Genomic DNA, 26,016 nt, shown 5'->3' with positions numbered 1-26,016 from the left:
CCGACTGTCTTTTGGGCCAAGGGTCCGGTCGGCGAAGCGACGCGTGAAGAAGCCGATACTTTGTTGGAACGCGATTTCGGCGCTGACGGCACCATCTTCATCACCAGGCGGGGTCAGCAATTCACCGACATGATCCCGCGCCTGATCGACAGAGGCGTGTCCTTCGTCGAGATCGGTGGCAATGACGCGACCATGCTCACCGTGCTTTCGGCGGCAGACTTCGCTCCGCCCGAAGGCGCCCGGGCGCTGTTCAGCCAACCGTTTCCTCGATCCGGCCACCCGTCGCACCGGGCTGATCGTCGCCGTGCGCAAGCTGCACATCGTGCTGCCGGCGCTGTTCGAAGCAGGCGCCAGGCTGGAACACCTCTACGACTGAAGACGCGCCCTGCACCGCGACCTGCCCGGCGGGCCAAGCTACTTCTTCGGGCCGATGCCCGGGATCAAATTGAGGCCGGCGCTTATATATTCCGGCCGTATGGCGCCGCTGATGAGCGTGAAGGTGGCGAGCATGATGCTGGCCAGCGCACCGTCATGCCATGGCCTGAGGGCCAGCGCGTTGACGGCATAGGCCCAGAATGGGAAGGCCAGCATCGACATGACGATGTTGGCTCCCGGAGCCTCCGCATCGTCCGCTGAATCGCTGACCGATTTCAGATACACCGGCGTCATCGCCAGCGCGACGATCAACATGATCCATGAAATTGTCCAAACGCTGATACCGGCCATTTCAATCTTATAGATGGCTGCCTGCACCTTACCCGGAATGTCCCCCGGATTGCCTTTGGTCTCTTCCGCCACCGCATCGGTCAACGCCTTGGCAACCGGCTGCTCAGTGGCATTGACCAGGATGGAATTGACGAAGATGAAAAATGCCACGACTTCGGCAGGCACGTACTTCGCAACCCGGTCGAGATAGCCGTCGCCGCCTTTCGATCCTTGATCTTCTTGCTTGTCATCGTCGACGCCGAGCGGAGCATCGCCTGGAATGCCCTCGAGCGTTGAATCCCTTTTCGGCACAGGCTCAGCGGACCGGACAATTCTTCCCATGACAAACCCCTCCTATATTGTTGTATCGCCCCGTGAGTATCGTAGTAGAAAACCGGGCCAAGAAACAGTTGTCGCGGCCATAGCCGACAGGATTTATTCAGGCTTCTTCCTGCAAATGCATCACGCTCCCGCCCTATCTGCTACCGGGTGTCTCGAAATCCACCTATAGTGAGCCGTACCCGAAAAACGCATCCCCCGGCTCATCGCGTGATCGCGGCCAAAATCCCGCCTTGTTCGCGCGCGATGGAAGGACTGGCTGCCGGGGGGCAATCCGAAGGACAAGACCGTGATCAAGACCGCCCTTGTCGCCATGACCATTGTCGGCTGCGACTGCGACGCCAAGCTTTGCGAATATATCGGCGAGACGCCGGCGAAGTGGGCGACTATCGCCGACTGCGAAGCGGCGATGAAAAGCCAGATGCTGCACCAGAAGAACTTCGACTATCCGCTGGTCTCTGGCATCTGCCGCAGCAAGGGGTCGGCGTCTTCTTCGCAACTGGCGGCGGCCGCATCCCGCCCGGAACTGAAGCCGGCCAGCCGGAATGTCCAAACCCCGTTGCCGCCGGAACTGAGCCATCGGCCGAGCGTTCCCGTCGGCTCCCCGACGACGGCCATGGAGGCAGCAGCGGTACGGCCCGTCGCCTACGAGCAAGTGGTCGATGGCGGAACAGGCGTGCTCTACCGCACCAGGAACGGCTACGCCGTGGTCAAGACAGATCTCGGCCGCGTCGCGTCGGCAACGGTCGGCATGGCCAAGCGGTCCGCGAACTGGCTGGCAGGGCTGGTGCCGAGCGGGTTGTGAGCGGCCTGCCGCCGGACCATACCACGCTGTCGCACTGCCGTTGAAAACTCCAGATAGATGCATGATGGTGTCAGCATCGACACGCAGGAGCGCCATTTCATGAAGCATGCAGTTCGAACCGTGCTGTCCCTGGTGCTGGCCTTGGCGCCGATTCCGGCCGGTGCGCAGGATTCCGGCCAGGGCGGCGACAAGGTTGTAGGCGTCGCCAGGGACGATCCGGACATGGCGGCGGCCATTGCGCAGGCGCGCGCCAGCCTCGATGAATTCCTGTCCTTGTCGGATGCGCCGCCAGCCGGGACAACCAGCTACAAATTGAAAGTCGAGGTCAGGGACGGAGACGCCTCGGAGCATTTCTGGATCATCCCCTTCCACAAGACCGCGACCGGCTTTGCAGGAACATTGGCCAATGAGCCGCAAGCGGTGCACAATGTCGTGGCCGGCCAGGAACTCGAATTCAACCGGGACGATATTTCCGACTGGGGCTACACCAGAAACGGTCGCCAGGTAGGCAGCTTCACCGTCTGCGTGATGTTCAAGACGATGGCGCAAGAAGACGTCGAATATTACCGCCAGAACTACGGCTTCGACTGCTGAGGCGCGGCAGCCTGGCTAATGCATGCGCCTAAACAGGACCGCCGTTTTGGGGCAACGATATGCATGAAAACAAGACCTGAAGCGCGTCGCATGAATTCGTTTCGACGCGCGGCGCTTTAGGCCTCGCCATCCGTCGCGCCGATCTTGCGCACCAGCGCCGCGGTCGCCAAGATCGCGCCCATATCGGCGATCATCGGCGCGATGTGCTTGGTGTAATCGAGCGGCACGGAAATGGCGGGCAGTTCGAAGAAATTCTTCGGCTGCGGCAAGAGCAGGAAACCATCGCTGCCATTAAGTGCCACCCGCGCCGGATCATCGCGCCATGTCTCGTGCAGCCATTTCAGCGCCTGCGCCAGCCGGCCGCTCACCAGCGGCTGCGCGGCGGCGACATTGTCGGTGCGAAATTCGTAGTCGCCGTCGAGCAGCGGATCGCCGCTGGACAGTTCCTCCATCTTGCCGGCGAAGATGCCGCGGAAGAAACCGACCACCGCGTTGCTGCGGCGTGTCGCGACCAACATGCCGGGGAACGGCGCAATGGTCTCGAAGGCGACGACGACGCCCTTGAAGACCGTCGACGAGCCTTTGCCCGACCCTTGGCGCAACTCCGCCTCGTAAAGCTCGAAGGGAAAATCCTCGTAGCGCCCTGACACGATGTCGTCGAAGCTCTGCCGGTTGAAGGCGCCGACCACGGCGCGCGGCAGCCGGTCGAAGGAATTCGGCGTCACGCTGTGCTGATAGCGCACATCCCTGATGAAGCCGAAGACGATCGGCAGCAGCGTGTCACGGAACGATTGCTGCAGCCGCGTCGCCGGCCTGATCGCCAGGAAGTACAGCAGCAGCGCCGCGAAGAAACCGCCGACATAGAGGAACACATGCGGCGTCGAGAACCATTGCTCGTTCAAGTCGGCGACCTTGTTGAACAGCCAGGCCACCAGCACGACAAAAACCAGCAGCAGCCCCAGAAACACCGGCACCCGCCAGCGCACCTGGCGGCAGGCCGAAGCCCGTCCAGCCTCATAGATCTCGATATTCTTCCTGATGCCGGCGACCACCGCTTCATCAGGCATGAACTCAGCTGCTTCCATCGCCCCCTCGCAAAGTCCTATTATGCCTATGATAGCGGGAAAGTCGTCAGTCGCCAAAGATCGTCTTCAGCCTGGCCTCGACCTTGCCCTTCATCCGGCCAGTCAGCGCCTCGACCGGAACCAACCGCTCATGCCCGCCTGAGCGCAGCCGCATGAAGGGATGCATCCGGTAGCCGGCGATCGCGCCGCGCTTGCCGAGATCGGCGCTGACATCGACGACGAAAATGCCGCCGATGCGACCGGGCCAGGGCTGTCGCGCCAGCGCCGTGCCGAGGAAGTCGCCAAGCCCGTACGCCACGAGCGTCTTGCCGACCCATTGCACCGGCTGCACGACATGGGCGTGGTGCCCGGCAATCAGCCCGACGCCGTGACCGGCCAGCAACCTCGCCAGCGTTTGCGTTTGCGGCTGCGGAAAATGGCGGAACTCCCAGTCCCAGTGCGGCACCGCACAGGTGAGATCGATGTTCTTGTCGGCCGCGCCTCTCGGCCATGCCGCCGGATCGCTTTGCATCGACACAAGCTGGGTGAATGGCCCGGCGTCACCATTGCGCCACAGTGTGAAGGCGGCAAAGCCGATCGTCAGCGGCCCGGCCTTGACCTGCTCGACCGGTCCTTTTTTCGCGGTGCCGATGGTGCGGATGGCAAGCCGCTTCAGCGCCGCAACGGTCTCGTCGAAACCGGCGATGCCCTGGTCGAGCACATGGTTGTTGGCCAGCGACAGCACGAGCCTTTCGCGCGCGATGCCGACGGCGGCAAGCGCCGCGGCAAGAAACCGCTCGCTCATCGCATGGTGAGTGCCAAGCCGCGTGCCAAACGCCACGCTCGGCCGTCCGACGACCGGACTTTCGCAATTGCCGATCACCAGATCGGCTGAGCCCAAGAGCTTTGCGATCGCCGGATCGCACTCCGGCGCACTATGGTTGGCCACCGCCGAAATGTCGCCGACGAAAGCCAGCCGCACCGTCCGCCCTGGCGGCGGATCGATGATGGTCGTCGCCGCGATCGGCGCAAAATCCCTGACATCGCCGCCAAGCGACGGCTTCAGGAAGCGCGGCAACCATGACAGTTTGTAGGAAAGCGGATAGTTCGACACGCGACGCCCAATCGTTTGCCCAATCGGTTAGCTTGTGTAGACGGTCTGCCCGGGGAGTGTCGACCGTCAGTCCTTGAAACACTGCCGCCGGCAGACACGGCGCCAAATGCGTGTAATGTCTGCGCATCACATAGTGGAGGGATGAGATGACACGTTTTGCAGGCCTGCTGGCGTCCGCCTTCCTCCTGTTGCTGCCGCTATCTTCGGCCCGCGCCGCCGCGCCCGAAGCGGCAACCGCTTTGTTCGAGGCCAAAACGGTGACCGAGCGCAACCGTGCGCTCACAACGCTTGAGTCTGCAGCGAAAGGCGATCCGGCGTCAGCCTATGCCGCCGGCGCCGGCGAATTCTTCACCGCCCTGGAAATCCTGGCTGGCGGCCTGCACCGCCACGGGTTCGAAAGCCCGCAATCCTTCATGCTGCCGCTGATGCGGCTGCCGATTCCGGACAATCCCAATCCCGAACCGCTGACCTATGAGCAGTTCCGCGCCATCCTGGTCGCCTTTCGCGACCGGTTGGAACGGTCGGCGGCGACACTGGGTTCGGTGCCCGCGGGAGCCGATATCGGCATGGTCGTCGACCTCACCCATGCCGGCATCGATCTCAACGAGGACGGCAGTATCACGCCGGATGAAAGCATCGCGGCGGTCATGGCCGCGCTGTCGCGCGGCGGTATCTCGTCGGACGGCGCCGCTCCCTCGCTCACATTCCGCTTCGACCGGGCCGACGGTTTCTGGCTGCAGGGCTATGCCGAATTCCTGATGGCGCAGGCCGATTTCTGGCTGGCGCATGATTTCAGGACCATGTTCGACGGCTCGTTCCACATGCTGTTTCCGCGCGCCAAACTGCCGCTGCAGGACATTCTCGTGCCTCCCGCCGGCGACATGGGCAGCAGCATCTTCTCATCGGAATGGCGCATCGCGGATTTCATCTCCATGGTTCACCTCGTGAACTGGCCGGTGGTCGAGCCGGAGCGCCGTCAAGCGGCGCGCCGCCATCTACTCGAAATGATCCGGCTGTCGCGCGAGGACTGGAAGGCGATCCGCGCCGAGACCGACAATGACCGCGAATGGCTGCCGGGACCGCAGCAGAAGGGCGAGAACCCGCTCACCGGGCTCGAAGTCGGCGAGGAGCAGGTCGAGGCCTGGCTCGCCACTCTGACCATGGCCGAAGACCTTTTGGAAGGCCGCAAGCTGCTGCCGCATTTCCGCATCACGGTCAGCACCGGCCAGGGCATCAACATGAAGCGTTTCTTCGAAGAACCGAAGCCTTTCGACCTAGTGCTGTCGATTACCGGCCCGGCCATCGCGCCCTACCTCGAGAGCGGTGAGATCGTAACCAGCGGCGAGTTCGACCAGATCCAGCGCCAGTTCGGTGGCGGTGGGTTTTTGACCTTCGCGCTGTGGTTCAATTGAGCAGGCGGCCTGGCTTCGCGTAACACAGCTCCTGACACCCTTGTGTCAGGAGCTTCGACCCGCTTAGCGCCCTTCGCCACTGCACTCTTTCCATTTTGGCGGACTCTGCCCATATTTGGGGCATGGCCAAACTCCCTGACAAAAAGACACCGTCTCCGGCGGGTGACAACGGCGCTTCGCCGCCGAAGCGGCGCAGCCCGCTGACCGATTTCCTCGATGCCTCGGAGCCTCTGCACAGAGGCGGCTTCGCCGAGGCGCCGCAGGCCGACTTCACCGGCACGCCGCTGACCGGCTCGATTGCCGACTGGGCCGAGCAGATCGAGCAGGAGGCCCAGAAGGAAGGGCGTAGTTTCGGCGGCGCCAAGCCGCCGAAGGTGGCGAAGAAGATTCCGGAACGCTCAACCTCCCCCGGCCGCAGTTCGCGCGGGACCTCGATGGGTGGCGCGGCAACGGCCCGCGAACGCACCGCCGCCGGCCTCAACCCGGTCGCCGGTCTCGACATCTCGCTGGAAGACGCCGAGACGATGGCCTCGGGCAGCGTCACCGCGACGGTCGCGGCGCTGTCGGCGCTGATCGAATCCGGCACCCCGCTGCACAAGCCCGGCGTCCTGTGGACGCCGCACCGCCCTGCCCGCCCGGAAAAATCCGAAGGCGGCATCGCCATTAAGATGGTGTCGGATTTCGAGCCGGCCGGCGACCAGCCGACCGCCATCAAGGATCTTGTCGAGGGCGTCGATAGCAATGACCGCACGCAGGTGCTGCTCGGCGTCACCGGCTCCGGCAAAACCTTCACCATGGCCAAGGTGATCGAGCAGACGCAGCGCCCTGCTTTGATCCTGGCGCCCAACAAAACGCTGGCCGCGCAGCTCTATTCCGAGTTCAAGAAATTCTTCCCCGACAATGCGGTCGAGTATTTCGTCTCCTATTACGACTACTACCAGCCCGAAGCCTACGTCCCGCGTACCGACACCTTCATCGAGAAAGAATCCTCGATCAACGAGCAGATCGACCGCATGCGCCATTCGGCCACGCGTTCGCTGCTCGAGCGCGACGACGTCATCATCGTCGCCTCGGTGTCCTGCATCTACGGTATCGGCTCGGTCGAGACCTACACGGCGATGACCTTCCAGATGCAGATCGGCGACCGGCTCGACCAGCGGGCTCTGCTCGCCGATCTCGTCGCCCAGCAGTACAAGCGCCAGGACATCAATTTCGTGCGCGGCTCGTTCCGCGTGCGCGGCGACACGATCGAAATCTTCCCGGCTCACCTTGAAGACCGCGCCTGGCGCATCTCGATGTTCGGCGACGAGATCGAGGCGATCACCGAATTCGATCCGCTCACCGGCCAGAAGACCGGCGAGCTGAAGAGCGTCAAGATCTACGCCAACTCGCACTATGTGACGCCGCGTCCAACGCTCAACCAGGCGATCAAGTCGATCAAGGAGGAGCTCAAGCACCGGCTGGTCGAGCTCGAGCGCGCCGGCCGCCTGCTGGAGGCACAGCGGCTCGAACAGCGCTGCCGCTTCGATCTTGAGATGCTGGAAGCCACCGGCTCCTGCGCCGGCATCGAGAACTATTCGCGCTATCTCACGGGACGCCAGCCGGGCGATCCGCCGCCGACTTTGTTCGAATATATCCCCGACAATGCGCTGGTCTTCATCGACGAAAGCCACGTTACCGTGCCGCAGATCGGCGGCATGTATCGTGGCGACTTTCGGCGCAAGGCGACACTGGCGGAGTATGGTTTTCGCCTGCCCTCCTGCATGGATAATCGCCCGTTGCGCTTCGAGGAATGGGACGCCATGCGTCCGCTCTCCGTCGCGGTTTCTGCGACACCCGGCGCCTGGGAGATGGAACAGGCCGGCGGCGTGTTCGCCGAGCAGGTCATCCGCCCGACCGGCCTGATCGATCCGCCGGTCGAAGTCCGCCCGGCGAAAAGCCAGGTCGACGATGTCGTCGGCGAAATCCGCGACACCACGGCCGCCGGCTACCGCACGCTGGTCACCGTTTTGACCAAGCGCATGGCCGAAGACCTGACCGAATATTTGCATGAGCAAGGCGTGCGCGTTCGCTACATGCACTCCGACATCGACACGCTGGAGCGCATCGAGATTCTGCGCGATCTCCGCCTCGGCGCTTTCGACGTGCTGGTCGGCATCAACCTGCTGCGCGAAGGCCTCGACATTCCCGAATGCGGTTTCGTCGCCATCCTCGACGCCGACAAGGAGGGCTTCCTGCGCTCCGAGACGTCGCTGATCCAGACCATCGGTCGCGCCGCCCGCAACGTCGACGGCAAGGTCATCCTCTATGCCGACCAGGTCACCGGCTCGATGGAGCGGGCGATGGCCGAGACCAACCGCCGCCGCGAAAAGCAGATGGAATGGAACGCGGCCAACGGCATCACCCCGGAATCGGTGAAGTCGCGCATCTCCGACATTCTGGACTCGGTCTACGAGAAGGACCATGTCCGCGCCGATATCTCGCAGTTCACCGACGGCGCCGGTGCGATGATGGGCAACAATCTCAAGGCTCATCTCGACGCCATGGAAAAGCAGATGCGCGACGCCGCCGCCAATCTCGACTTCGAGAAGGCCGCCCGCATCCGTGACGAGATCAAGCGGCTGCGCGAGATGGAACTGTCCATCTCGGAAGACCCGCTGGCCAAATATGCCGACATGGAAAGCCCGGTTTCGGGCCGCGAGAAGGGCAAGCACAACAAGGGCGTGGCCAAGCACCGTACGGCTGAGGAACAGGAGCGGTTCCGCAAGTTCGATGAGGCACGTGCCGCCGAAGAGGCGGCCAGGGCTGCCCGGTCCAACCTCTTTCGCAAGCCGGCGCTCGACGAAATGGGCGCCGACGGCGCCGTGCCGGTAAAGAAGCCACTGTTCGCCAAGCCCTCGATCGACGACATGGGCCCAGGCACCGACATGCCGACACCGGCCGGAGCGGTATCGCGCTCGCTGTTCAAGAAACAGTCGGCCGAAGAGGCGCACGGCTCCGACTTCGGCATTCCGGGCGATGCCACCAAGCCGCTGTTCAAGAAAAACTCGCTGGACGAGATGACCGTGCGGCGCACGGAAAAGCCGGTCGAAGGAAAAGTGCCGGCCAAGCCCCAGCCAATCTCCCCCCGAGTGGGGGAGATGCCCGGCAGGGCAGAGGGGGGCGCGAAGGAACGCGACGCCAAGCCAATCATTCGCCAGCGCGCCGGCATCGGCTCCTACGAAGACCCCGCCGACGCCCGCCGCGAAAAGCGTCGGCCGGGAAAGACGGGACGGCCGGGGAAGTAGCACCTCTTTCCTTCTCCCCTTGTGGGAGAAGGGAGAGCGCTCCACCGCCGCCGCATCCGTCGCCCACTTGCCTCCACCCCCGCCTTTGGTGTAATCGCTCCGCACACTCGACGTCTTGTCTTGAAAGGAGGGCTGCGTGTCTATCGATCACCATCGTCAGCGTGGCCCGATTTCTGCCCTGCGAGTTCGCTTGCAGGGCTGACCGGGGACATCACGGGTTTTTTCCCGCTCGATTTTTTTGGTCTGCCCTTCGTGGTGCGCAAAGCTGAGCCTGATGGCCGGCAAGCACACCGTCAAAGTGGATCCGGAGTTCTCTCCGGCAAGACCAGAGAAATCAAAATGGCCCTGATCAGCCTCAAATCCCTCGGCGTCACCATGAGTGCGCCGCTGTTTTCCAGCCTCGACCTCACCATCGGCGCCGGCGACCGGCTCGGCATCGTCGCCGCCAATGGCCGTGGCAAGTCGACCTTGCTTAAATGCCTGACCGGCGCGCTGGAGCCGACCTCGGGCGACATTTCTCGCACGCGCGGCCTGCGTGTCGGCCATGTCGAGCAGTCGGTTCCACCTGCCCTTCTTAGCCGCACCTTCCATCAGGTGGTGGCCGATGCCTTGCCGGCCGAGCAGGCCGACAGCGAGATGTGGCGCGTCGATGTGGTGCTGGATTCGCTCGACGTGCCCGAGCCGATGCGCGAACGGCCGATGCAGGCGCTGAGCGGCGGATGGCAGCGGCTGGCGCTGATCGCCCGCGTCTGGGTCACCGATCCGGATGTGCTTTTGCTCGACGAGCCGACCAACCATCTCGACCTCGCCAAGATCAGCCAGCTGGAAAGCTGGCTGAACGCCCTGCCGCGCGAGGTGCCGGTGGTCATCGCCAGTCACGACCGCGCCTTTCTCGACGCTGTCACCAACCGCACGCTGTTCTTGCGCCCGGAGGACTCGCCGGTGTTTGCACTGCCCTATTCCAGGGCGAGGCAAGCGCTCGACGACCTGGACGCTTCGACGGCGCGCCGGTTCGAGCGCGACATGAAGGTGGCGCAGCAACTGCGCAAGCAGGCCGCCAAGCTCAACAACATCGGCATCAATTCCGGCAGCGACCTTTTGACGGTGAAGACCAAGCAACTCAGGGAACGGGCGGAGAAGCTGGAAGACGCCGCGGTATCGGCGCATCGCGAGAAATCAGCCGGCGCGATCCGGCTGGCCAACCGCGGCACCCATGCCAAGGTGCTGATTACGCTGGACGACGCCGCGGTGGAAACGCCGGACGGCACGCTGCTGTTCAAGACCGGCAAGCGCCACATCTGCCAGGGCGACCGCATCGTGCTGCTCGGCCGCAACGGCGTCGGCAAGTCGCGTTTCGTCGATCTGATCCGCAACGCCATCGCCGAGCCGGACACGGTGCCGAACGTCAAAGTGACGCCGTCGACGGTGCTCGGTTACAGCGACCAGGCGCTGGCCGGCATCAGTGGCGACGAGACCCCGCTGGCCCTGGTCTCGCACCGCTACGATGTCGGCGAGCAACGCGCCCGCTCGCTGCTTGCCGGCGCTGGCGTGGTCATTGAGATGCAGGAGAAAAAGATCGGTGTGCTGTCCGGCGGCCAGAAGGCGCGGCTGATGATGCTGGCGCTCAGGCTCACCCACCCCAACTTCTACCTGCTGGACGAGCCGACCAACCATCTCGACATCGACGGCCAGGAAGCGCTGGAGGAGGAACTGCTCAAGCACCAGGCGAGCTGTGTGCTCGCCTCGCATGACCGCTCCTTCATCCGCGCCGTCGGCAACCGCTTCTGGCTGGTCGACAAGCGGAAGCTGACCGAAGTCGAAGACCCCGAGGATTTCTTCCGCTCGGTGGCTGAAACGGCGGGCTGAGGAACTACCACCATGGGCCGCACCGTGTTGCGGTCCATGCTTTCGCATCTCCCGCAAATATTTTCAGCGTTCTGTCGGATCGGCTGAACCTGCTGCGTCCTTGGGATGCCGACACGATGATGCCGGCTTCATCTGAGGAGAACGCATCATGTCCATTTTGTCATCCATAGGCCGCGTCGCCGCCCGATACGCACAGAACCGCGCCCGCTATCGCAGCGAGCGCGAGCTTCTGGCCCTGCCGATCGAACTGCGCAAGGATATCGGCTGGCCGGAAATCCTCATCGACGCGCAAAACGGCCCGCGGATCTGCAGGGCGCCCTGACCATGCGGTCGGGAAAGATCGATGCAGGCCGCCGCGGGGCGACCGTTGCTCAGTCATGCGTATCGCCAGACAGCGGCGTCGCCTGCATCGATCGACGCTTTTCGAACGCCTCGAACCAGCGCGTCAGCCGCGCCCGCGCGCGAAAGGACGGCAGCTGGCGGAACGCCATCCAGGACAGCGTGGTGGCAAGCGCTATATGGCCGACATGGAGCGATGTCTCGGCGTCCAGCGCGCTTTCGATCCAGTCATAGCTGGCCTCGATTTTTTCCCGGTAGCCTTCGGCAAGCGCTGCATAGCGCAACTGTTCGGGCCGCCTTTCCGTCTCCCAGCGCAGGCCTATGCCCGTCTGCGCCAGGCCTTGGGCGACCGCCTGCAGCCGCAACGCCTGCCAGCGCGCTTCGCCGTCCTGCGGCAGCAATTTGCGGCCGTCATGCAGCGTATCCAGATAGGCGCAGATGACATCGGAATCGAAGAGCGGCGGCGCATCCGGCCGCAGCAGCACCGGCACCTTGCCGAGCGGGTTTTCGGCGTAGACACGGGCATTGCGCAAGGTCGGGCTGGTCTCGTGATGAATGACCTCGAACCGGTCGGCAAGCCCGACCTCATGGGCGAAGACGAGCGCTTTGCGAGCAAAGGGCGAATGGGTCTGGTAATAGAGGATCATTGTCGTCTCAGCGGGGTTAAAGGAGCAGTCCCCTTTCTAGCCTGCTGACAGCGAGCATTGCGCTCTGATTGGGCGCCGCCGACGCAAGTTCGTTTCGCCAGAAAATCGCATCAGACATGTAGGATCGCGGCCGGCTCGTTCGTCCTAGGGTTCGCAAGGCCAAACCAAATGCCCAGACCAAACCCAAAGAGGAACAAGACATGACCGACCAGACCCCCATTCAGCCGGCCGCGAAAGTTCTCGGTGGATTGACCCCCTATCTGCAGCTGGACGGCGCCTTCAAGGCCGCCGAATTCTACAAGAAGGCTTTCGGCGCCGAACAGGTGTTCTTCTATCCGCCCGATGAGCAGGGCCGCACGATGCACATCCATCTCCACATCAACGGCTCGACGCTGATGATTTCCGATTTCTACCCCGAAAACGGCATGCCTGCCGTCAAGCCGCAGGGCTATACCATGCAGCTCCATCTCGGCGCCGACGAGATCGATGGCTGGTGGAAGCGCGCGGTCGGTGCCGGCTGCGAAGTCGCAGTGCCGCTGCAGCTGATGTTCTGGGGCGACCAGTGGGGCAACATGCGCGACCCCTTCGGGGTCGAATGGGCGATGAACGCGCCGGCGAAGAAAGACTGACCACCGCTGACAAAGCTCCTCACCGGCTGACGCCGGTAAGGAGCTTTGTGAGATACTCCAAGGAGAACCTCATGTCCTATGTCGATGGTTTCGTGCTCGCCGTGCCGAAGGCAAATATCGATGACTACAAGAAGCTGGCCAACCTCGCAGGCCCGATATGGAAGGAACACGGAGCGCTCGCCTACGTCGAATGTACCGCCGACGACGTGCCCTATGGCGAGTTGACCTCGTTTCCGCGTGCCGTTCAGGCAAAAGACGACGAGATCGTCGTCTTCGCCTGGGCCGTCTATTCGTCCAGGCAAAGCCGCGACGCGGTAATGGCCAAGGTTATGGCCGATCCGCGTTTGACGCCCGATTCGGGGCCCATGCCCTTCGATATGAAGCGCATGATCTTCGGCGGCTTCCAGCCCTTCATCGAGCTTTAGCCGCTGCTCAGGCCAGCTTGTCCAGCAGCGGCTTCAACCTGTCGCCATAGCGCTTCCAGAGATCGACCGAGCCCTGATACATCGGCTGGCGCACCTGCGCGGCCGAGGCCGTGCGCACCGGGCGGTCGGTCTCGTGGAACGACAGCGCCTTGTCGTCCCAGGACAGGCCGAGATGCCCGATCAGCGCCCGCGTCTGTCCCTCCTGGTCGGCCACGAAATCCTCGTAACGCACGTCATGGACGACGCCCGGCAAAACATCGTGCCAATGCGCCATGATGTCGGTGTAGATGTTGTGGAAATCGGCGAGCTCGCCCAGATCATAGCCGTAGCGGTGGTTGTCGCCGCGGAAATGCACCTTGTAGATCGAAAGGCAGGTCGCCGCCGCATCGCGCGCGCAATGGATGATCTTGGCTTTCGGCAGCATCATATGGATGAAGCCGATGAGCAGGAAGTTGCCGGGCATCTTGTCGGTGACATGCCTGAAGTTGGGATAGCGCTCATGCAGCATGTCGAGATAGGCTTGGCCCGCCTCCGCAAACTCCGCGTCGGATACATCGACCAGTCCCCAGGGGAAACCTCCCGGCATGGTCAGCGGAAATTGCTTGCCGACCGCGGTTTTCAACATGCTGAGCTCGCCCGCGCCATAGACTTGTGGATGGCTGGCGATGATCTGTTCGACCAGCGTGGTGCCGGAGCGCGGCATGCCGACGACGAAAATCGGCGTGTCGTCGGAGATTGCACTTGGCTTGTGCTTTTCGAAAAAGCCGGCGTTGAACACCGTCTTCATCGCCTCGAATTCGGCCCGCGTCCTGACCGGATCATAATCGATGCCCTTGCGGCGGATCGCATTGCCTTCAGCGAAATAGTCGAAGGCCCTGTTGTAGTCCTTCAAATCGTCATTGGCCTTGCCGAGACCGAAGGACAGCTGCATGCGCGCCAGGCTGTCGGCCGGCGCCTTGGCATGCTGGGCCTCCATGCCGGCGAGTTCGGCGTCGCGCTCCTTCTGGCGCTTGACCTGCGTCAGCATCAGCCAGGCTTTTGCCATGCCTGGCGTGATCGCCAGCGCCTGCCGGAACAGGTCGGCCGCCTCATCGAGCTTGCCTTTTTCCATCAGCCCGACGCCGAGCCCGTGCAACAGGTCGGCATCCCTGGGCCGGATCGTCAGCGCCTCGCGAAAGGTCGCCAGCGCCTCGTCCAGACGACCGGCTTCCTGCAACGTTTCGGCAAGCCCGATGCGGGCGCGGACATGGAAGGGATTGCGCCCGATTGTGCCGCGATAGATGTCCTCCGCAGCCTCGAACTGGCCGAGCTGTTTCAACGCCGAACCCAGATTGTCGCGTGCCGCGAGCTGGTCGGGCTTGAGATCTACCGCGCCGCGGAAGAAATCGGCGGCCGCTGCGATGCGGCCGAGATCGCGCATCACCGTGCCGAGATTGTTGAGGAAATCGGGATTCTTCGGCTGCAGACGCACAGACTGCTCGATCAGCTCCAGCCCTTCGGGGTTGCGCCCGGTCTGGTGCAGCAACAGGCCCAGGAAATGCGCCGCTGCCGGGTGATTGGCCTTGCGCGCCAGCACCTGCCGGTACAGCGTCTCGGCCTCCTGCCGGCGCCCGGCCTGATGCAGCTGCAGCGCCTGCTGCACATATTGGTCGAGGCCCAGCGGCGGCTGTCCGCCAGCTCCAGCACCCGCCGCTCTTCTCTGATCTCTGTTGATGGGAAACCTGCCGTGTTTTGTCCGCTTGCCGCGATCTAGGCCATCGGCGCTGCAGGTTCAAGGGAAGAGTGGGCTCGCCAAGGGCGCGGACCTCTTCGAAACTCTAGAGGAATTCCAGGAAAATGTAGCGTTCAAATCAGCCGGTTGCTCTCGGCGAGCCGGCGCTCCCGCCGTTGCGTGCCGTCGGTGTCGGCAATCTTGCGCCGTGCCGCTTCGTCGCTTCTTGTCGTCAGGCGCACTGATATTGCCTTGGGGAAGAGGACGATTGGCTCGATTGTTGCGGTCGGACGATCCGGCGTTTTCATGAATCTCATATATTTTTGCCTTTCGTAAAAAATAATCTTAGGGGCACAGGAATAATTATTCCGATGCTCTCTAAATAAGAAATTGGCTGATATTGTTCCACAATAGCAGATTTATTAGGGGTTTATACGAGAAATTTTTTATACCGGTCGAGCCGCGGCGGAAATCAGCTTGAATAACCAACAATTTCGGATTATTGATCTGAGATCGTTTTTTGGGTCAAGCTTGGCATATAGCGGCGTCGGAGATACTCGACCCGCCAAACTCATTCCAATCGCCGATGGTTGAGTTCCCGGTTGATGCCGGAAAGCATCGACGAACCAGAGCCAAGCCAATGCCGGATCGCACCACCCGTTCCATCGCCCATTTCGCGGCACCCTTCGTGCTTAGCGGGCTGGAAGGGCAACTGCCGGCCGGCGACTATGACATCGATCACGACGAAGAGCTGATCGAGGGCATGTCGCGGCTTGCCTGGCGTCGCGTCGCCACCTTCATCCATTTGCCGGCAAGGGCGGTGAAGAACCCGGCCACCAGCCAGCTTGTCGCCATCGACTACCTCGAACTCGAAACAGCGCTGAGGCGCGACCAGGAGAACGCAGCATGATCCGCTTCCAGCAGAATGCGCGTCCGCGCACCGACACGCCCTCGCACCTCTTCGCCATCGGCCAGACCGTGCGCATGAAGAGCCGCAGCGGGCTCGCCCAGAAGACCGCCGAGCTGTTTCAGATCAAGAGCAGATTGCCGGTCAAGGATGGCTCGCCGCAATATCGCATCCGCAGCGAGGAGGAGACCTATGAGCGGGTCACCACGGAAGACAACCTCGAAGTAGCGGACGCCCCGGCTGTCCCCGACAGCCAGGCAGTCTGACACCGCACCCACCCAGCACGTACGAAGGAGCAGACAGATGGCCAAGGGTCAGCAGCGCAGCAATCGCGAAACGCGCAAGCCCAAGAAAGACAAGGTGGTGGCCAAGGCCGCCTCCCCGTTCGGTTCCTCGGTCAAGCAGGCAGAGAGCAGCCTGAAGCCGAAGTCGAAGGGCTGACCAGGCAGGGCGCGCCTGGCGCACCTGCCGGCAATGGACTGACGATCTCGGACTGACGATCTCGCCCAAAACTCTGCAACGGAGGCTTGCTTGACGTTCTTCATCGAGCCGCTCGCGCGACGTCGACGAAGCCACGCTCGACAAGGTATCGCTGGACGCGCCGAACCTGCGCGCCGCCCTGCAGGGCGCCACCGCGCTGTTCCACAGCCTCGCCATGCCGCAGATCCCCGACCGTCTGCGCATTTGCGACGAGGACGGCGCAGAGCTTTATGCCGGCCCGGCCGACGGGGCGTATTCGGCGTAGGCAACCACTCCGATCCGCGACCTTGCCTTCTCCCTTGGGGGTGAGAAGCGGTCCGCGCAGCAGACGAAAAGCCAATTGTTGGCTTTTCGAGTTTCGAACGCCCTGAGCCTGCGAAGGACCAAGGGTGGTCCGGTCCACCCGCCCGGTCCCCGCTGCTTCGCAGGGTCCCGGCATTCGCCGCCTTTTTATCGTGTCAGTGGGACGGTGAATTCGCCTCCGGCGGACTCACCCGACAGGGGAGAAGGAAAAATCAGCAGGGGCCGTCCTCGACGACGCGGTAGTCGGCGGCACGGGCCTCGCAGGCGTTGGGAAAGGTGCGCAGCTCGCCATGGCGGCGGGCGCAGACCGGGGCGTATTCGCGCGTGCAGAATGTCGGCTCTTCGCCACCACCGCCACCACCGCCGCCGTCGCGGCAAGGGCCGTCGCGAACGATGCGGTAGCCTTCCCGTTCGGCAAGGCAGGCATTGGCGAAGGTCTGGCGGTCACCGCCGCGCCGCGCGCAGACCGGCTCGTATTGCCTGGTGCAGAATTCCGGTTCCGGCCGTGGCGGGCGCGGACGTGGTCCCGGCCCGTCATCAACGACGACGGTGCAGGCCGCAAGAAGACCCGACAGGAAGAGAATAGTAAAACCCTGGCGCGAGAAGATCGTCGCAAGAAATCTCATGAATATGCCTCCCTCGAGACCCCCGTCCCCGGCGCAAAACGCGCCTGTCGATCCTCGCCATTCCCTTGCCAAATGCAACCCCCGTTTGCGGCGCGGGAGCCATGCGATGCCCGGCCCGCGCATTGCTTTGGCCCTGGACCAAACCGCTGGACCATGCGTGGCCGGGCTCTGGCTGATGAACTCTTAAGAACCCAGGTTTATCGAAGCGCCTTCGTTGGGACGCGTCGATGGACGCGGCCCGCGGCGCTATCTTGCAACGATCACGTTTCCGTGCGATAAATTTTGTGTTCGGGCATTTGCGACCCGGAGAGCGGAACGTTTTGGACGACCTTTCCCCGATACTGTGAATCTCTGACGGCCCCATTTTCGGCGGGGGGTTTTACCATGCGCAAATGCAGGACTGCCGAAGCAACCACCGGGACTTGCCCACGATGCCAGGCGGCGGGCAAACCATAAGACTGACACGGGTGAAGGAGTTTCCCCAATGGCCCAGACCGGCACCGTTAAATTCTTCAACGCGACCAAAGGCTTCGGCTTCATCACGCCCGACGGCGGCGCCAAGGATGTGTTCGTCCACATTTCCGCGATCGAGGCCTCGGGCCTGCGTACCCTCGTCGACGGCCAGAAGGTCACCTTCGACGTTGAACCCGACCGCATGGGCAAGGGTCCGAAGGCGGTCAACCTCCGCGCGGCCTGAACCGGCGGTGCCCGCGCGCCCGTCAGGGCGCTCGAAAAAGCACCTAAAGCGTGTTTGAACCGGCTTTGTCAGCCGTCCAGAGTTTCGAAGGCGCGACGTTTCCCGTTGCGCCTTTTTCATGACGCCGTCGCCGGAGGCAAAGGACGCTTTATCGGTCCATGGCGTGGCTGATCGCCGGAGCAATCGTCTGGCGCGAATTGCCTTCGGTGCCACGATCTATTTGAGCAGCCTTCAGCGTTGCCGCCGTCGCCAAAACTTTCTCTTGCCGATAGCGCTAAAATAAAGGACAAATTTCCCTTCGGGCATTTGCCGGCCCGAAACTGGACTTTATGGGATCAAAGGGAGCTTCCCATGCCGCAGACCGGCACCGTCAAATTCTTCAATCATGCCAAAGGCTTCGGCTTCATTACGCCCGACGACGGGCAGAAGGATGTCTTCGTTCATATTTCGGCCGTGCAGGCTTCGGGTCTTTCCGGTCTGGAGGATGGACAAAAAGTGACATTCGACACCGAGCCGGACAAGCGCGGCAAGGGTCCAAAGGCCGTCAACCTGTCGGTCGGCTAAGCCGGCTCAAGACAGTCCGGACGGAGATTGACGAGGCGGAGCGCCTTGCGTACGCGCTTGGTTTTGCCGCAAGAACTGGATCGTATCAGCCAATTCCGTTCAGCCCCCGTTCAGCCACGGTCTTCTATTAATCGTCCCCTAGGCTGGACCGCATCCCCGAAAACTATCCGGGCCGGCACGAAGGAGACCAAAATGAATCGCATTTTCAAGACCGCCATCCTGGGCGCCGCTCTCGCCGCGACCACCCTCGCCACCTTGCCTGCCGCCAATGCCAAGGACTGGAACCACTGGCATCATGGCCATGGTCGTCATCATAATGGCGACGCGCTTGCGGCCGGTGTCGTCGGCCTTGCGGCCGGCGCTCTGATCGCCGGTGCGCTGAGCAACCCGCAGCCGCGCTACAGCAGCTATGATGACGATTACGACTACCGCGAAGTGCGGCCGGCGCCGGTGCGCCGTTACTATGCCGAACCGCGGGTCGTCTATGCCGACCGCTATGCCGAGCCGTGGACCCGCGACTGGTACGAATACTGCTCGGACCGCTACCGGAGCTTCAATGCCCGCAGCGGCACGTTCACCGGCAATGACGGTGAGCAGCATTTCTGCGTCGCGAATTGAGCTTCCCTGTCCCACAAAAAGCGCTGACCGCAAGGCCAGCGCTTTTTTTTTGGCAGAAAGACATCGCTAAGTCAGGAAGGGATTGGTCCGCCTCTCCTCGCCAAAGCGGCCACCCGGGCCGTGGCCGCAGATGAAGCCGATCTCGTCACCGAGCGGCAAAAGCTTGTTCTTAATCGAGGCGATCAGCGCCGCATGGTCGCCGCCCGGCAGGTCGGTGCGCCCGACCGAGCCGCGAAACAGCACGTCGCCGACATGAGCGAACTTCGCCGCGCGATTGTAGTATACGACATGGCCGGGCGCATGGCCGGGGCAGTGCAGCACCTCGAACATATGTGAGCCGAACGAAACCGTCTCGCCCTCTGCGAGAAACCGGTCGGGCACGCAGTTGCGCGCCCCGGCAATGCCGTAGCGCTGGCCCTGGTTCTCGAGATTGTCGAGCAATAGCTTGTCGGCTTCGTGCGGGCCGATGATCTCGATGCCGAGTGCTTCCTTCAGCTCCATGGCGCCGCCGGCGTGATCGATGTGGCCATGGGTGATCCAGATCGCAGCGGCGGTGATCGCATTGTCCTTCAGCACCGCCAGCACCTTGTCGATGTCGCCGCCCGGATCGACGACGACGCCATGCTTGTCATCCATGTCGAACAGGATGGTGCAGTTCTGCTGGAAAGGCGTGACCGGCACGATGCCGGCATTGAGCTGACCCATGATTGTCCTTTCGCTGTTCCAGCGTGATGTAGAGGCGCGGGCGAAGGCCGTCCACTGCTGAAAGGCAAACAGTCCGTCCCAAAACAGAAATGGGCGGCCCAACGGCCGCCCATTTGACGAAGCCTGAGTCTCGAGCAATTCCAGGAAAAGTGTAAAGCGGTTTTCCGTCCGGAATTGGGTAAAACAACAAACTAGATCATTCGCCGTGAAACGGTGAATGATCTAGAGGCTTACTTCTTCATCGCGCCCATGACCGCACCGATGATGCCGGTCAGGATGGCGCCGCCGCCGGCGCCGCCGAGCAGGTTTTTGAGGTTCAGCGTATCGCCCAATCCGCCCGCTGCCGTTGCAGCCGCTGCCGGGTCGGCCGTGCCGCCGAGCAGGCTGCCGAGGATCGCCGCCCCGCCAACGCCGCCAACCGCGCCGCCGAGGATTTTGGTCAACTGGCCCATCGCCGCATTCTTCAGCGCAACGCCGACCGCCTGACCACCGACAACACCTGCAATTACCTGTACAACGAGCGCAATGAGCGTATTCGTATCCATGTACCTAGTCCCTCCATAGCTGCCAGCCTCCCGGGCCGACACCATCATGAGACGCTGAATTGTACGAAAGTCAAATGCACAGATGCTGAAATAAAGGGGCCGGCCTCAAAACCGCCCCTGCTTGCGAAAAAAGCTGTGACTTTCGTTATTCTGCGGCTATCGCATGCTTAGGTTGCACCGCAGCAGAATAGTCGTTCATCAAAGTCTTGGCGATCTCGCCGACCTCGAATCGGTACGGACCGATCTCGGAGACCGGCGTCACTTCCGCTGCCGTTCCGGTGAGGAAGCACTGTTCGAAGCCTTCGAGTTCCTCAGGCATGATGGCGCGCTCGACGACTTCAAGGCCGCGGTCCTTGGCGAGGCCGATGACGGTGCGGCGGGTGATGCCGTCGAGGAAGCAATCGGGCTTCGGCGTGTGGATCTTGCCATCCTTGACGAAGAAGATGTTGGCGCCCGTTGCTTCGGCGACCTGGCCGCGCCAGTCGAGCATCATGGCATCGGCATAGCCCTTGGCCTCGGCGGCATGCTTGGACATGGTGCAGATCATGTAGAGGCCGGCGGCTTTCGACTTCGACGGCGCGGTGCGCGGATCGGGCCGGCGCCATTCCGCCAGATCGAGACGGATGCCCTTGAGCTTCTGCGCCGGGTCGAAATAGCTCGGCCATTGCCAGATGGCGATGGCGCAGTTGATGCGGCTGTTCTGCGCCGACACCCCCATCTGTTCGCTGCCGCGCCAGGCGATCGGCCTGACATAGGCGTCCTGGAAACCCTGCTTCTTCAGAAGCGTGGTCGAGGCGTCATTGAGCTCGGCCACGGAATAGGGAATATTGAAGCCGAGCAGGCGCGCCGATTCATGCAGACGCTCGGTGTGCTCGTTGAGCTTGAAGATGGCGCCGCCATAGGCGCGCTCGCCCTCGAAGACGGCGCTGGCATAGTGCAGGCCGTGGGTCAGCACGTGGATCTTGGCATCGGCCCATTTGACGAACTCGCCGTTGATCCAGATGAAGCCGTCCAGTTGGTCGAAGGGAACGGATGCCATGGAAACCTCCCGCGGGCGGCGACCCGCACATCATTAGTGTTGTTCTTGTTGCGCGACAGCCGCGTCGGGCGGCCCTTGAAGCGTAAGCGGAGAATCGAACTCTGGCAAACTCAGGAAGTTCCGGAAAAACCGCACTCCCTTGCCTTTTCGTTCGCATTCAGCCGAAAAGCTTGTCAAAAATTACCATTGCGGGGAAATTACGTCAATAGTACTGACATAATTTCCCTCTATGGACGGAGAAATGATGACGGATCGAAGCCCAGCTGCCGGAAAACCGATCAAGACGCCGATCACCGACGAGGACGGCATCGACTTCGCCATCATCGAACTGTTCTTCTTTGCGTATCGCGATTTCACTTCCGATCCGGACCAGATCCTGGCCGATTACGGCTTTGGCCGCGCCCATCACCGGGTGCTGCATTTCGTCAACCGCCGGCCGGGACTGACGGTCGCTGAACTGCTCGACGTGCTCAAGATCACCAAGCAGAGCCTGGCGCGGGTGCTCAAGCAGTTGATCGACACCGACCATATCGTGCAATTGCAGGGTCCGCGCGACCGCCGCCAGCGGGAGCTCTATCCGACAGCCAAGGGGCGCGCCCTGGCGCTGGCCCTGGCGCGGCCACAGTCACGCCGCATCCGTGCTGCATTGGAAGATTCCGGAGCCAGCGAGCGTCCCTTGATCGAACGATTCCTGGAAGCCATGGTCAATCCGGAACTAAGGGCGCAGATCGACATTGTGCCTGCAAACATGTCAGGGAAAAGCCATGGAGACCATTGAGAGGGTGGACCAGCCGACGGCGCCGGACGATGACGCGCCGCATCTGCTTGTGGTCGACGACGACACCCGCATTCGCAATTTGCTCAAGCAGTATCTGACCGAAAACGGTTTTCGCGTCACAGTCGCCGGAAATGCCGGCGAGGCCAGGCGAAAGCTCGCCGGGCTCGACTTCGACCTCCTTGTCCTCGACGTCATGATGCCCGGAGAGACCGGCGTCGACCTCACCAAGGCGCTGCGGGCGGAGAAGAACGTGCCGATCCTGATGCTCACCGCGCTATCGGAAACCGACAGCCGCATCACCGGGCTCGAGGCCGGCGCCGACGACTATCTGCCCAAGCCCTTCGACCCGCGCGAGCTGATCCTGCGCATAAACAACATCCTGCGCCGTGGCGGCCCGGCGACGACGCCCAAGGTCGAGCAGCTGGTCTTCGGCCCTTATACTTTCCAGATCGCCAGGCGCGAGCTGAAGCGGGGCGGCGAGGCGCTGAAGCTGACCGACCGCGAGCAGGAGATCCTGGCGATCTTTGCCGCGCGGGCCGGCGAAACCATCCCGCGCCATGAACTTGTCGGCGACGATTCGGAAGTCGGCGAGCGCACCATCGACGTTCAGATCAACCGGCTGCGCCGCAAGATCGAGCGCGATCCGTCCAATCCGGTCTGGCTGCAGACGGTGCGCGGTATTGGGTATCGGCTCAGCGTGGAATAGAATGCCGCTGACGCCGCCCTTGGCCATAGATGTGTGGCCATCGACCAGCGGCCATTGACCCAGCGAAAGGACAAATGGCGACCACGCAACTGGAACGGCCGGAACAGGGCGGCTTTGGCGCGCGCGTATCACGCGCGCTGAAAGCAATGCCGCGTGCCTGGAAGCGGTTCTGGCGGCTGGTTGCGTTCTATATGCCCAAGCGGCTTTATGCCCGCTCGCTGATCATCGTCATCGCGCCGATGATCCTTCTGCAGTCGGTCGTCGCCTTCGACTTCATGGAACGCCACTGGGCAACCGTGACGCAGCGCCTGTCGCAGGCCACCGTGCGCGACATCGCCGCTATCATCGACATGATCGAGACCTATCCGCACGATGGCGACTACGCGAACATCATCCGCATCGCCCAGGACCGCATGCAGTTGAAGGTCGACCTCTTGCCGCCCGACCCGTTGCCGGCGCCTGGACCCAAGCCCTTCTTCTCGATCCTTGACGACGTCCTTTCCACCGAGATCACCCGCCAGATCAACCGCCCGTTCTGGATCGACACGGTCGGCAATTCCAACATCGTCGAGGTCCGCATCCAGCTCGAGGGCAAGGTGCTGCGCGTCTTCGTGCGCCGCAGCCAGGCCTATGCCTCCAACACCCACATCTTCCTGATCTGGATGGTCGGGACGTCACTGGTGCTGCTGACGATTGCCATCCCCTTCCTTCGCAACCAGATCCGGCCGATCCTGTCTCTGGCCGAGGCCGCCGAAAGCTTCGGCAAGGGCCGGCCGATGCCGCGCGATTTCCGCCCACGCGGCGCCGAGGAGGTTCGCCGGGCCGGCTTTGCCTTCATCCAGATGCGCGAGCGCATCGAACGCCAGCTGGAACAGCGCACCGCCATGCTGACCGGCGTCAGCCACGATCTCAGAACCATCCTCACCCGCTTCAAGCTGCAGCTGGCGCTGGCCGGCGGCAAGCCCGAGACCAAGGCCGCGCTCAACCAGGACATCGACGACATGCAGTCGATGCTGGAAGGCTATATCGCCTTTGCCCGCGGCGAAGCGTCGGAAGATGCCGGCCATTTCGATCTCGAGGCCTATTTCCAAAAGCTCGGCGAGGAGGCGTCGCTGCACAAGCGCAAGCTATCGACCGTGCTTGCCGGTGATCCGGACGTGCATGTGCGCCCGCACGCTTTCGCCCGGCTGTTGTCCAACGTCGCCGGCAATGCCTTGCGCTATGCCAAGACGGTGGAGATCAGCGCCGATCACGGCCGCGGCTCACTCGTCGTCACCATCGACGATGACGGTCCGGGCATCCCGCCGGAAAAGCGCGAGGACGTGTTCAAACCGTTCGTGCGGCTCGACGAGGCGCGCAACCTCGACGCCAGCGGCACCGGCCTTGGTCTCTCTATCGCCCGCGATATTGCCCGCAGCCATGGCGGCGACATCATGCTGGAAGACAGCCCGCTCGGCGGCCTGCGGGCGGTGATCAAGGTGCCCGCCTGACCAAAGCATGATCTGGAAGGCGGGCTCGGCCAAAAACCACCTTCATCCGCCCGTCATGAAACCATGGTCAAGAGCGCGCATGAAGCGCGCGACCTCAGTTGATTCGGCTCAGCCGCCTTACTTCGACCTCGTGCCTGCCCGGGTGCGGTGGAGCGAAGCGAGGGCAGCCGGGCCGTACCGCTATCGCATCAAGGCAACCGTCGACCCGAGCAAAGGACCGCCATGCGCATCCTGATGGTCACCGACGCCTGGCGGCCGCAAGTCAACGGCGTCGTCCACACGCTGGAGCGGCTCACCGAAACGCTGAAAACCTTCGACGTTGCGGTCGACTTCCTGACCCCGAACATCTTTCGCACCTTGCCGTTGCCGACCTACCCCGACATCAGGCTGGCGCTGACCACGCCCGGTCATGTCGCGCGGCTGATCGAGGCTCGCAAGGCCGACCATATCCATATCGTCACCGAAGGCCCGCTCGGCATCATGGCGCGGCGCTATTGCCGCAATGCCGGCCGTCCCTTCACCACCAGCTATCACACCCGCTTTCCCGAATATCTCAGCGCCCGCCTGCCGGTGCCGGAGAGCTGGGCCTATCGCTGGCTGCGTGATTTCCACAATTCCGGACAAGGCACGCTGGTCGCCACCCAGTCGCTGGCGGAGGACCTTGCGTCGCGAGGCTTCACCAAGCTCAGGCCGTGGACGCGGGGCGTCGACACCGATCACTTCCGCCCCGACAAGAAGAAGGACCTCGGCTTCCCTGGCCCGGTATTCCTGTGCGTCGGCCGCGTCGCCATCGAGAAGAACCTGAGCGCCTTCCTCGACCTCGACTTGCCCGGCAGCAAGGTGATCGTCGGCGAAGGACCGGAACTGGCCAGGCTCAGGGCGAAGTACCCGCAGGCGCATTTCCTCGGCCATCGCCCGAACGATGAGCTGGCCGAGATCTACGCCTCGGCTGATGTTTTCGTCTTCCCCAGCCGCACCGACACGTTCGGCAACGTCATCATCGAGGCGCTGGCCAGCGGCACGCCGGTGGCCGCCTATCCGGTCACCGGACCGATCGACATTGTCGGCGACGGCATCGGCGGCGCGGTGTCGACCGATCTGCGCGAGGCCTCGCTCGCCGCGCTCAATGTCGACCGCGCCGAGGCGCGCGAACGCGCCATGCGCTACAGTTGGAAAGCCTGCGCCGAAATGTTCATGGACACGGTCGAAGAGGCGCTGAGCACAAGGCGCAAGCTGGCCGCCTGACGCAATCTTCCTAAAACAACCTGCCGCCGTCCGGCACCTTGCGCTCGATGGCGCCAAGGACCACGGCGCCTTCCTCATCAGGGAAGCCGAGCGTGAGCACTTCCGACATGAACGGACCGATCTGGCGCGGCGGGAAATTCACCACCGCAAACACCTGCCGTCCCACCAGCGTTTCCGGCGCATAGTATTTCGTGATCTGTGCCGAGGATTTCTTCACGCCGATCTCAGGGCCGAAATCGATCTTCAGCTTGAACGCGGGTTTGCGCGCCTCGGGGAAAGGCTCGGCCTCGACGATCGTGCCGGCACGGATGTCGACACGATCAAAATCGGCAAAGCTGATCTCGGGCTTGCGCGCGCTGCTCGAACTCATGGAAGC

30 protein-coding genes are annotated in these 26,016 nt (G+C 62.8%); 19 read left to right on the top strand and 11 right to left on the bottom strand.

Annotated features, from left to right (window positions below; all coding sequences use genetic code 11):
- Window positions 1-181 precede the first annotated feature (181 nt).
- Window positions 182-376 (top strand): hypothetical protein, encoded by a 195-nt coding sequence (locus NKI35_RS15420; protein ID WP_352510492.1) that lies wholly within the window; start codon window positions 182-184, stop codon window positions 374-376.
- A 38-nt stretch (window positions 377-414) separates the two neighbouring features.
- On the opposite strand, the gene NKI35_RS15415 is transcribed toward NKI35_RS15420, so the two are convergent.
- Complete coding sequence (locus tag NKI35_RS15415; protein ID WP_023709078.1) at window positions 415-1,047, bottom strand: hypothetical protein; 633 nt, start codon at window positions 1,045-1,047, stop codon at window positions 415-417.
- Between the two features lie 286 nt (window positions 1,048-1,333).
- Between NKI35_RS15415 and NKI35_RS15410 the strand changes: the two genes are divergently transcribed.
- Together NKI35_RS15410 and NKI35_RS15405 are read left to right on the top strand one after the other, a co-directional pair.
- Window positions 1,334-1,849, top strand: coding sequence for a hypothetical protein (locus NKI35_RS15410; protein ID WP_023705887.1), 516 nt, complete (start codon window positions 1,334-1,336; stop codon window positions 1,847-1,849).
- Between the two features lie 99 nt (window positions 1,850-1,948).
- Entirely contained in the window at window positions 1,949-2,443 is a 495-nt protein-coding gene (locus NKI35_RS15405; RefSeq protein ID WP_023691555.1) for a YegJ family protein, read from the top strand.
- Between the two features lie 116 nt (window positions 2,444-2,559).
- On the opposite strand, the gene NKI35_RS15400 is transcribed toward NKI35_RS15405, so the two are convergent.
- Both NKI35_RS15400 and NKI35_RS15395 read right to left on the bottom strand, forming a co-directional pair.
- A complete protein-coding gene (locus NKI35_RS15400) occupies window positions 2,560-3,528 on the bottom strand; it encodes a hypothetical protein (RefSeq protein ID WP_352740710.1) in 969 nt (322 codons plus the stop codon).
- Window positions 3,529-3,574: 46 nt separating this feature from the next.
- Entirely contained in the window at window positions 3,575-4,621 is a 1,047-nt protein-coding gene (locus NKI35_RS15395; protein ID WP_352740708.1) for a CapA family protein, read from the bottom strand.
- Between the two features lie 146 nt (window positions 4,622-4,767).
- On the opposite strand from NKI35_RS15395, the gene NKI35_RS15390 reads away from it, so the two are divergent.
- From NKI35_RS15390 to NKI35_RS15375, 4 genes are all read left to right on the top strand, one after another.
- On the top strand, window positions 4,768-6,033 hold the full coding sequence (locus NKI35_RS15390) for a hypothetical protein (RefSeq protein WP_352740706.1): 1,266 nt from the start codon (window positions 4,768-4,770) through the stop codon (window positions 6,031-6,033).
- A 122-nt stretch (window positions 6,034-6,155) separates the two neighbouring features.
- Window positions 6,156-9,320: an excinuclease ABC subunit UvrB gene (uvrB, locus tag NKI35_RS15385; protein ID WP_352740704.1), complete on the top strand. Its 3,165-nt coding sequence runs from the start codon at window positions 6,156-6,158 to the stop codon at window positions 9,318-9,320.
- A 339-nt stretch (window positions 9,321-9,659) separates the two neighbouring features.
- On the top strand, window positions 9,660-11,186 hold the full coding sequence (locus NKI35_RS15380; RefSeq protein ID WP_352513938.1) for an ABC-F family ATP-binding cassette domain-containing protein: 1,527 nt from the start codon (window positions 9,660-9,662) through the stop codon (window positions 11,184-11,186).
- Window positions 11,187-11,334: 148 nt separating this feature from the next.
- Window positions 11,335-11,508: a hypothetical protein gene (locus NKI35_RS15375; RefSeq protein ID WP_023672009.1), complete on the top strand. Its 174-nt coding sequence runs from the start codon at window positions 11,335-11,337 to the stop codon at window positions 11,506-11,508.
- Window positions 11,509-11,557: 49 nt separating this feature from the next.
- Here NKI35_RS15375 and NKI35_RS15370 read toward each other — a convergent pair whose 3' ends face one another.
- Window positions 11,558-12,172: a glutathione S-transferase family protein gene (locus NKI35_RS15370; RefSeq protein WP_023741079.1), complete on the bottom strand. Its 615-nt coding sequence runs from the start codon at window positions 12,170-12,172 to the stop codon at window positions 11,558-11,560.
- A gap of 200 nt (window positions 12,173-12,372) precedes the next feature.
- Here NKI35_RS15370 and NKI35_RS15365 point away from each other — a divergent pair, with 200 nt between their 5' ends.
- Both NKI35_RS15365 and NKI35_RS15360 read left to right on the top strand, forming a co-directional pair.
- Window positions 12,373-12,801: a VOC family protein gene (locus NKI35_RS15365; protein WP_023691563.1), complete on the top strand. Its 429-nt coding sequence runs from the start codon at window positions 12,373-12,375 to the stop codon at window positions 12,799-12,801.
- A gap of 71 nt (window positions 12,802-12,872) precedes the next feature.
- Window positions 12,873-13,226, top strand: coding sequence for a DUF1428 domain-containing protein (locus NKI35_RS15360; protein ID WP_023733342.1), 354 nt, complete (start codon window positions 12,873-12,875; stop codon window positions 13,224-13,226).
- A gap of 7 nt (window positions 13,227-13,233) precedes the next feature.
- Here NKI35_RS15360 and NKI35_RS15355 read toward each other — a convergent pair whose 3' ends face one another.
- Together NKI35_RS15355 and NKI35_RS15350 are read right to left on the bottom strand one after the other, a co-directional pair.
- On the bottom strand, window positions 13,234-14,868 hold the full coding sequence (locus NKI35_RS15355) for a tetratricopeptide repeat-containing sulfotransferase family protein (protein ID WP_023691564.1): 1,635 nt from the start codon (window positions 14,866-14,868) through the stop codon (window positions 13,234-13,236).
- Window positions 14,869-15,071: 203 nt separating this feature from the next.
- Window positions 15,072-15,254: a hypothetical protein gene (locus tag NKI35_RS15350; RefSeq protein ID WP_023741078.1), complete on the bottom strand. Its 183-nt coding sequence runs from the start codon at window positions 15,252-15,254 to the stop codon at window positions 15,072-15,074.
- Window positions 15,255-15,577: 323 nt separating this feature from the next.
- On the opposite strand from NKI35_RS15350, the gene NKI35_RS15345 reads away from it, so the two are divergent.
- The 3 genes from NKI35_RS15345 to NKI35_RS15335 are packed head-to-tail and all read left to right on the top strand — an operon-like array spanning window position 15,578 to window position 16,285.
- On the top strand, window positions 15,578-15,847 hold the full coding sequence (locus tag NKI35_RS15345; RefSeq protein WP_023701590.1) for a hypothetical protein: 270 nt from the start codon (window positions 15,578-15,580) through the stop codon (window positions 15,845-15,847).
- Complete coding sequence (locus NKI35_RS15340) at window positions 15,844-16,110, top strand: hypothetical protein (protein WP_023672015.1); 267 nt, start codon at window positions 15,844-15,846, stop codon at window positions 16,108-16,110. The genes NKI35_RS15345 and NKI35_RS15340 overlap by 4 nt, the downstream gene beginning before the upstream one ends.
- Window positions 16,111-16,147: 37 nt before the next feature.
- A complete protein-coding gene (locus NKI35_RS15335; RefSeq protein ID WP_023683725.1) occupies window positions 16,148-16,285 on the top strand; it encodes a hypothetical protein in 138 nt (45 codons plus the stop codon).
- Window positions 16,286-16,839: 554 nt separating this feature from the next.
- On the opposite strand, the gene NKI35_RS15330 is transcribed toward NKI35_RS15335, so the two are convergent.
- The gene (locus NKI35_RS15330; RefSeq protein ID WP_023672018.1) at window positions 16,840-17,253 is read right to left on the bottom strand and encodes a Kazal-type serine protease inhibitor domain-containing protein; all 414 of its coding nucleotides are present in this window, start codon (window positions 17,251-17,253) and stop codon (window positions 16,840-16,842) included.
- A gap of 484 nt (window positions 17,254-17,737) precedes the next feature.
- On the opposite strand from NKI35_RS15330, the gene NKI35_RS15325 reads away from it, so the two are divergent.
- From NKI35_RS15325 to NKI35_RS15315, 3 genes are all read left to right on the top strand, one after another.
- The gene (locus tag NKI35_RS15325; RefSeq protein ID WP_006202520.1) at window positions 17,738-17,950 is read left to right on the top strand and encodes a cold-shock protein; all 213 of its coding nucleotides are present in this window, start codon (window positions 17,738-17,740) and stop codon (window positions 17,948-17,950) included.
- A gap of 351 nt (window positions 17,951-18,301) precedes the next feature.
- Window positions 18,302-18,514 carry a cold-shock protein gene (locus NKI35_RS15320; RefSeq protein ID WP_023672019.1) on the top strand — a complete coding sequence of 71 codons (213 nt, stop codon included), beginning with the start codon at window positions 18,302-18,304 and terminating at the stop codon, window positions 18,512-18,514.
- A gap of 192 nt (window positions 18,515-18,706) precedes the next feature.
- Entirely contained in the window at window positions 18,707-19,132 is a 426-nt protein-coding gene (locus NKI35_RS15315) for a BA14K family protein (RefSeq protein ID WP_023737823.1), read from the top strand.
- Between the two features lie 66 nt (window positions 19,133-19,198).
- Here NKI35_RS15315 and NKI35_RS15310 read toward each other — a convergent pair whose 3' ends face one another.
- The 3 genes from NKI35_RS15310 to NKI35_RS15300 all read right to left on the bottom strand — a co-directional run bounded on the left by NKI35_RS15310 (window position 19,199) and on the right by NKI35_RS15300 (window position 21,421).
- Window positions 19,199-19,837: an MBL fold metallo-hydrolase gene (locus NKI35_RS15310; RefSeq protein WP_023695789.1), complete on the bottom strand. Its 639-nt coding sequence runs from the start codon at window positions 19,835-19,837 to the stop codon at window positions 19,199-19,201.
- Between the two features lie 230 nt (window positions 19,838-20,067).
- Window positions 20,068-20,382: a hypothetical protein gene (locus NKI35_RS15305; RefSeq protein WP_023672022.1), complete on the bottom strand. Its 315-nt coding sequence runs from the start codon at window positions 20,380-20,382 to the stop codon at window positions 20,068-20,070.
- A gap of 145 nt (window positions 20,383-20,527) precedes the next feature.
- Window positions 20,528-21,421, bottom strand: a complete 894-nt coding sequence (locus NKI35_RS15300; RefSeq protein WP_023672023.1) for a branched-chain amino acid aminotransferase — start codon at window positions 21,419-21,421, stop codon at window positions 20,528-20,530.
- A gap of 244 nt (window positions 21,422-21,665) precedes the next feature.
- Between NKI35_RS15300 and NKI35_RS15295 the strand changes: the two genes are divergently transcribed.
- From NKI35_RS15295 to NKI35_RS15280, 4 genes are all read left to right on the top strand, one after another.
- Window positions 21,666-22,199, top strand: coding sequence for a MarR family winged helix-turn-helix transcriptional regulator (locus tag NKI35_RS15295; protein ID WP_023683723.1), 534 nt, complete (start codon window positions 21,666-21,668; stop codon window positions 22,197-22,199).
- The gene (locus NKI35_RS15290) at window positions 22,186-22,905 is read left to right on the top strand and encodes a response regulator (RefSeq protein WP_023672025.1); all 720 of its coding nucleotides are present in this window, start codon (window positions 22,186-22,188) and stop codon (window positions 22,903-22,905) included. The genes NKI35_RS15295 and NKI35_RS15290 overlap by 14 nt, the downstream gene beginning before the upstream one ends.
- Before the next feature lie 74 nt (window positions 22,906-22,979).
- Entirely contained in the window at window positions 22,980-24,395 is a 1,416-nt protein-coding gene (locus NKI35_RS15285; RefSeq protein ID WP_023672026.1) for an ATP-binding protein, read from the top strand.
- A gap of 222 nt (window positions 24,396-24,617) precedes the next feature.
- Window positions 24,618-25,640 (top strand): glycosyltransferase family 4 protein, encoded by a 1,023-nt coding sequence (locus NKI35_RS15280; protein ID WP_023683722.1) that lies wholly within the window; start codon window positions 24,618-24,620, stop codon window positions 25,638-25,640.
- A gap of 10 nt (window positions 25,641-25,650) precedes the next feature.
- Here the strand turns inward: NKI35_RS15280 and NKI35_RS15275 are convergent, their stop codons facing one another.
- Window positions 25,651-26,010, bottom strand: coding sequence for a tRNA-binding protein (locus tag NKI35_RS15275; RefSeq protein WP_023672028.1), 360 nt, complete (start codon window positions 26,008-26,010; stop codon window positions 25,651-25,653).
- Between the last annotated feature and the right edge of the window lie 6 nt (window positions 26,011-26,016).

The organism is Mesorhizobium sp. M0676, from assembly GCF_040320535.1.
Taxonomy (GTDB): Bacteria; Pseudomonadota; Alphaproteobacteria; order Rhizobiales; family Rhizobiaceae; genus Mesorhizobium.
This window is presented reverse-complemented; position numbering and strand designations above follow the sequence as displayed.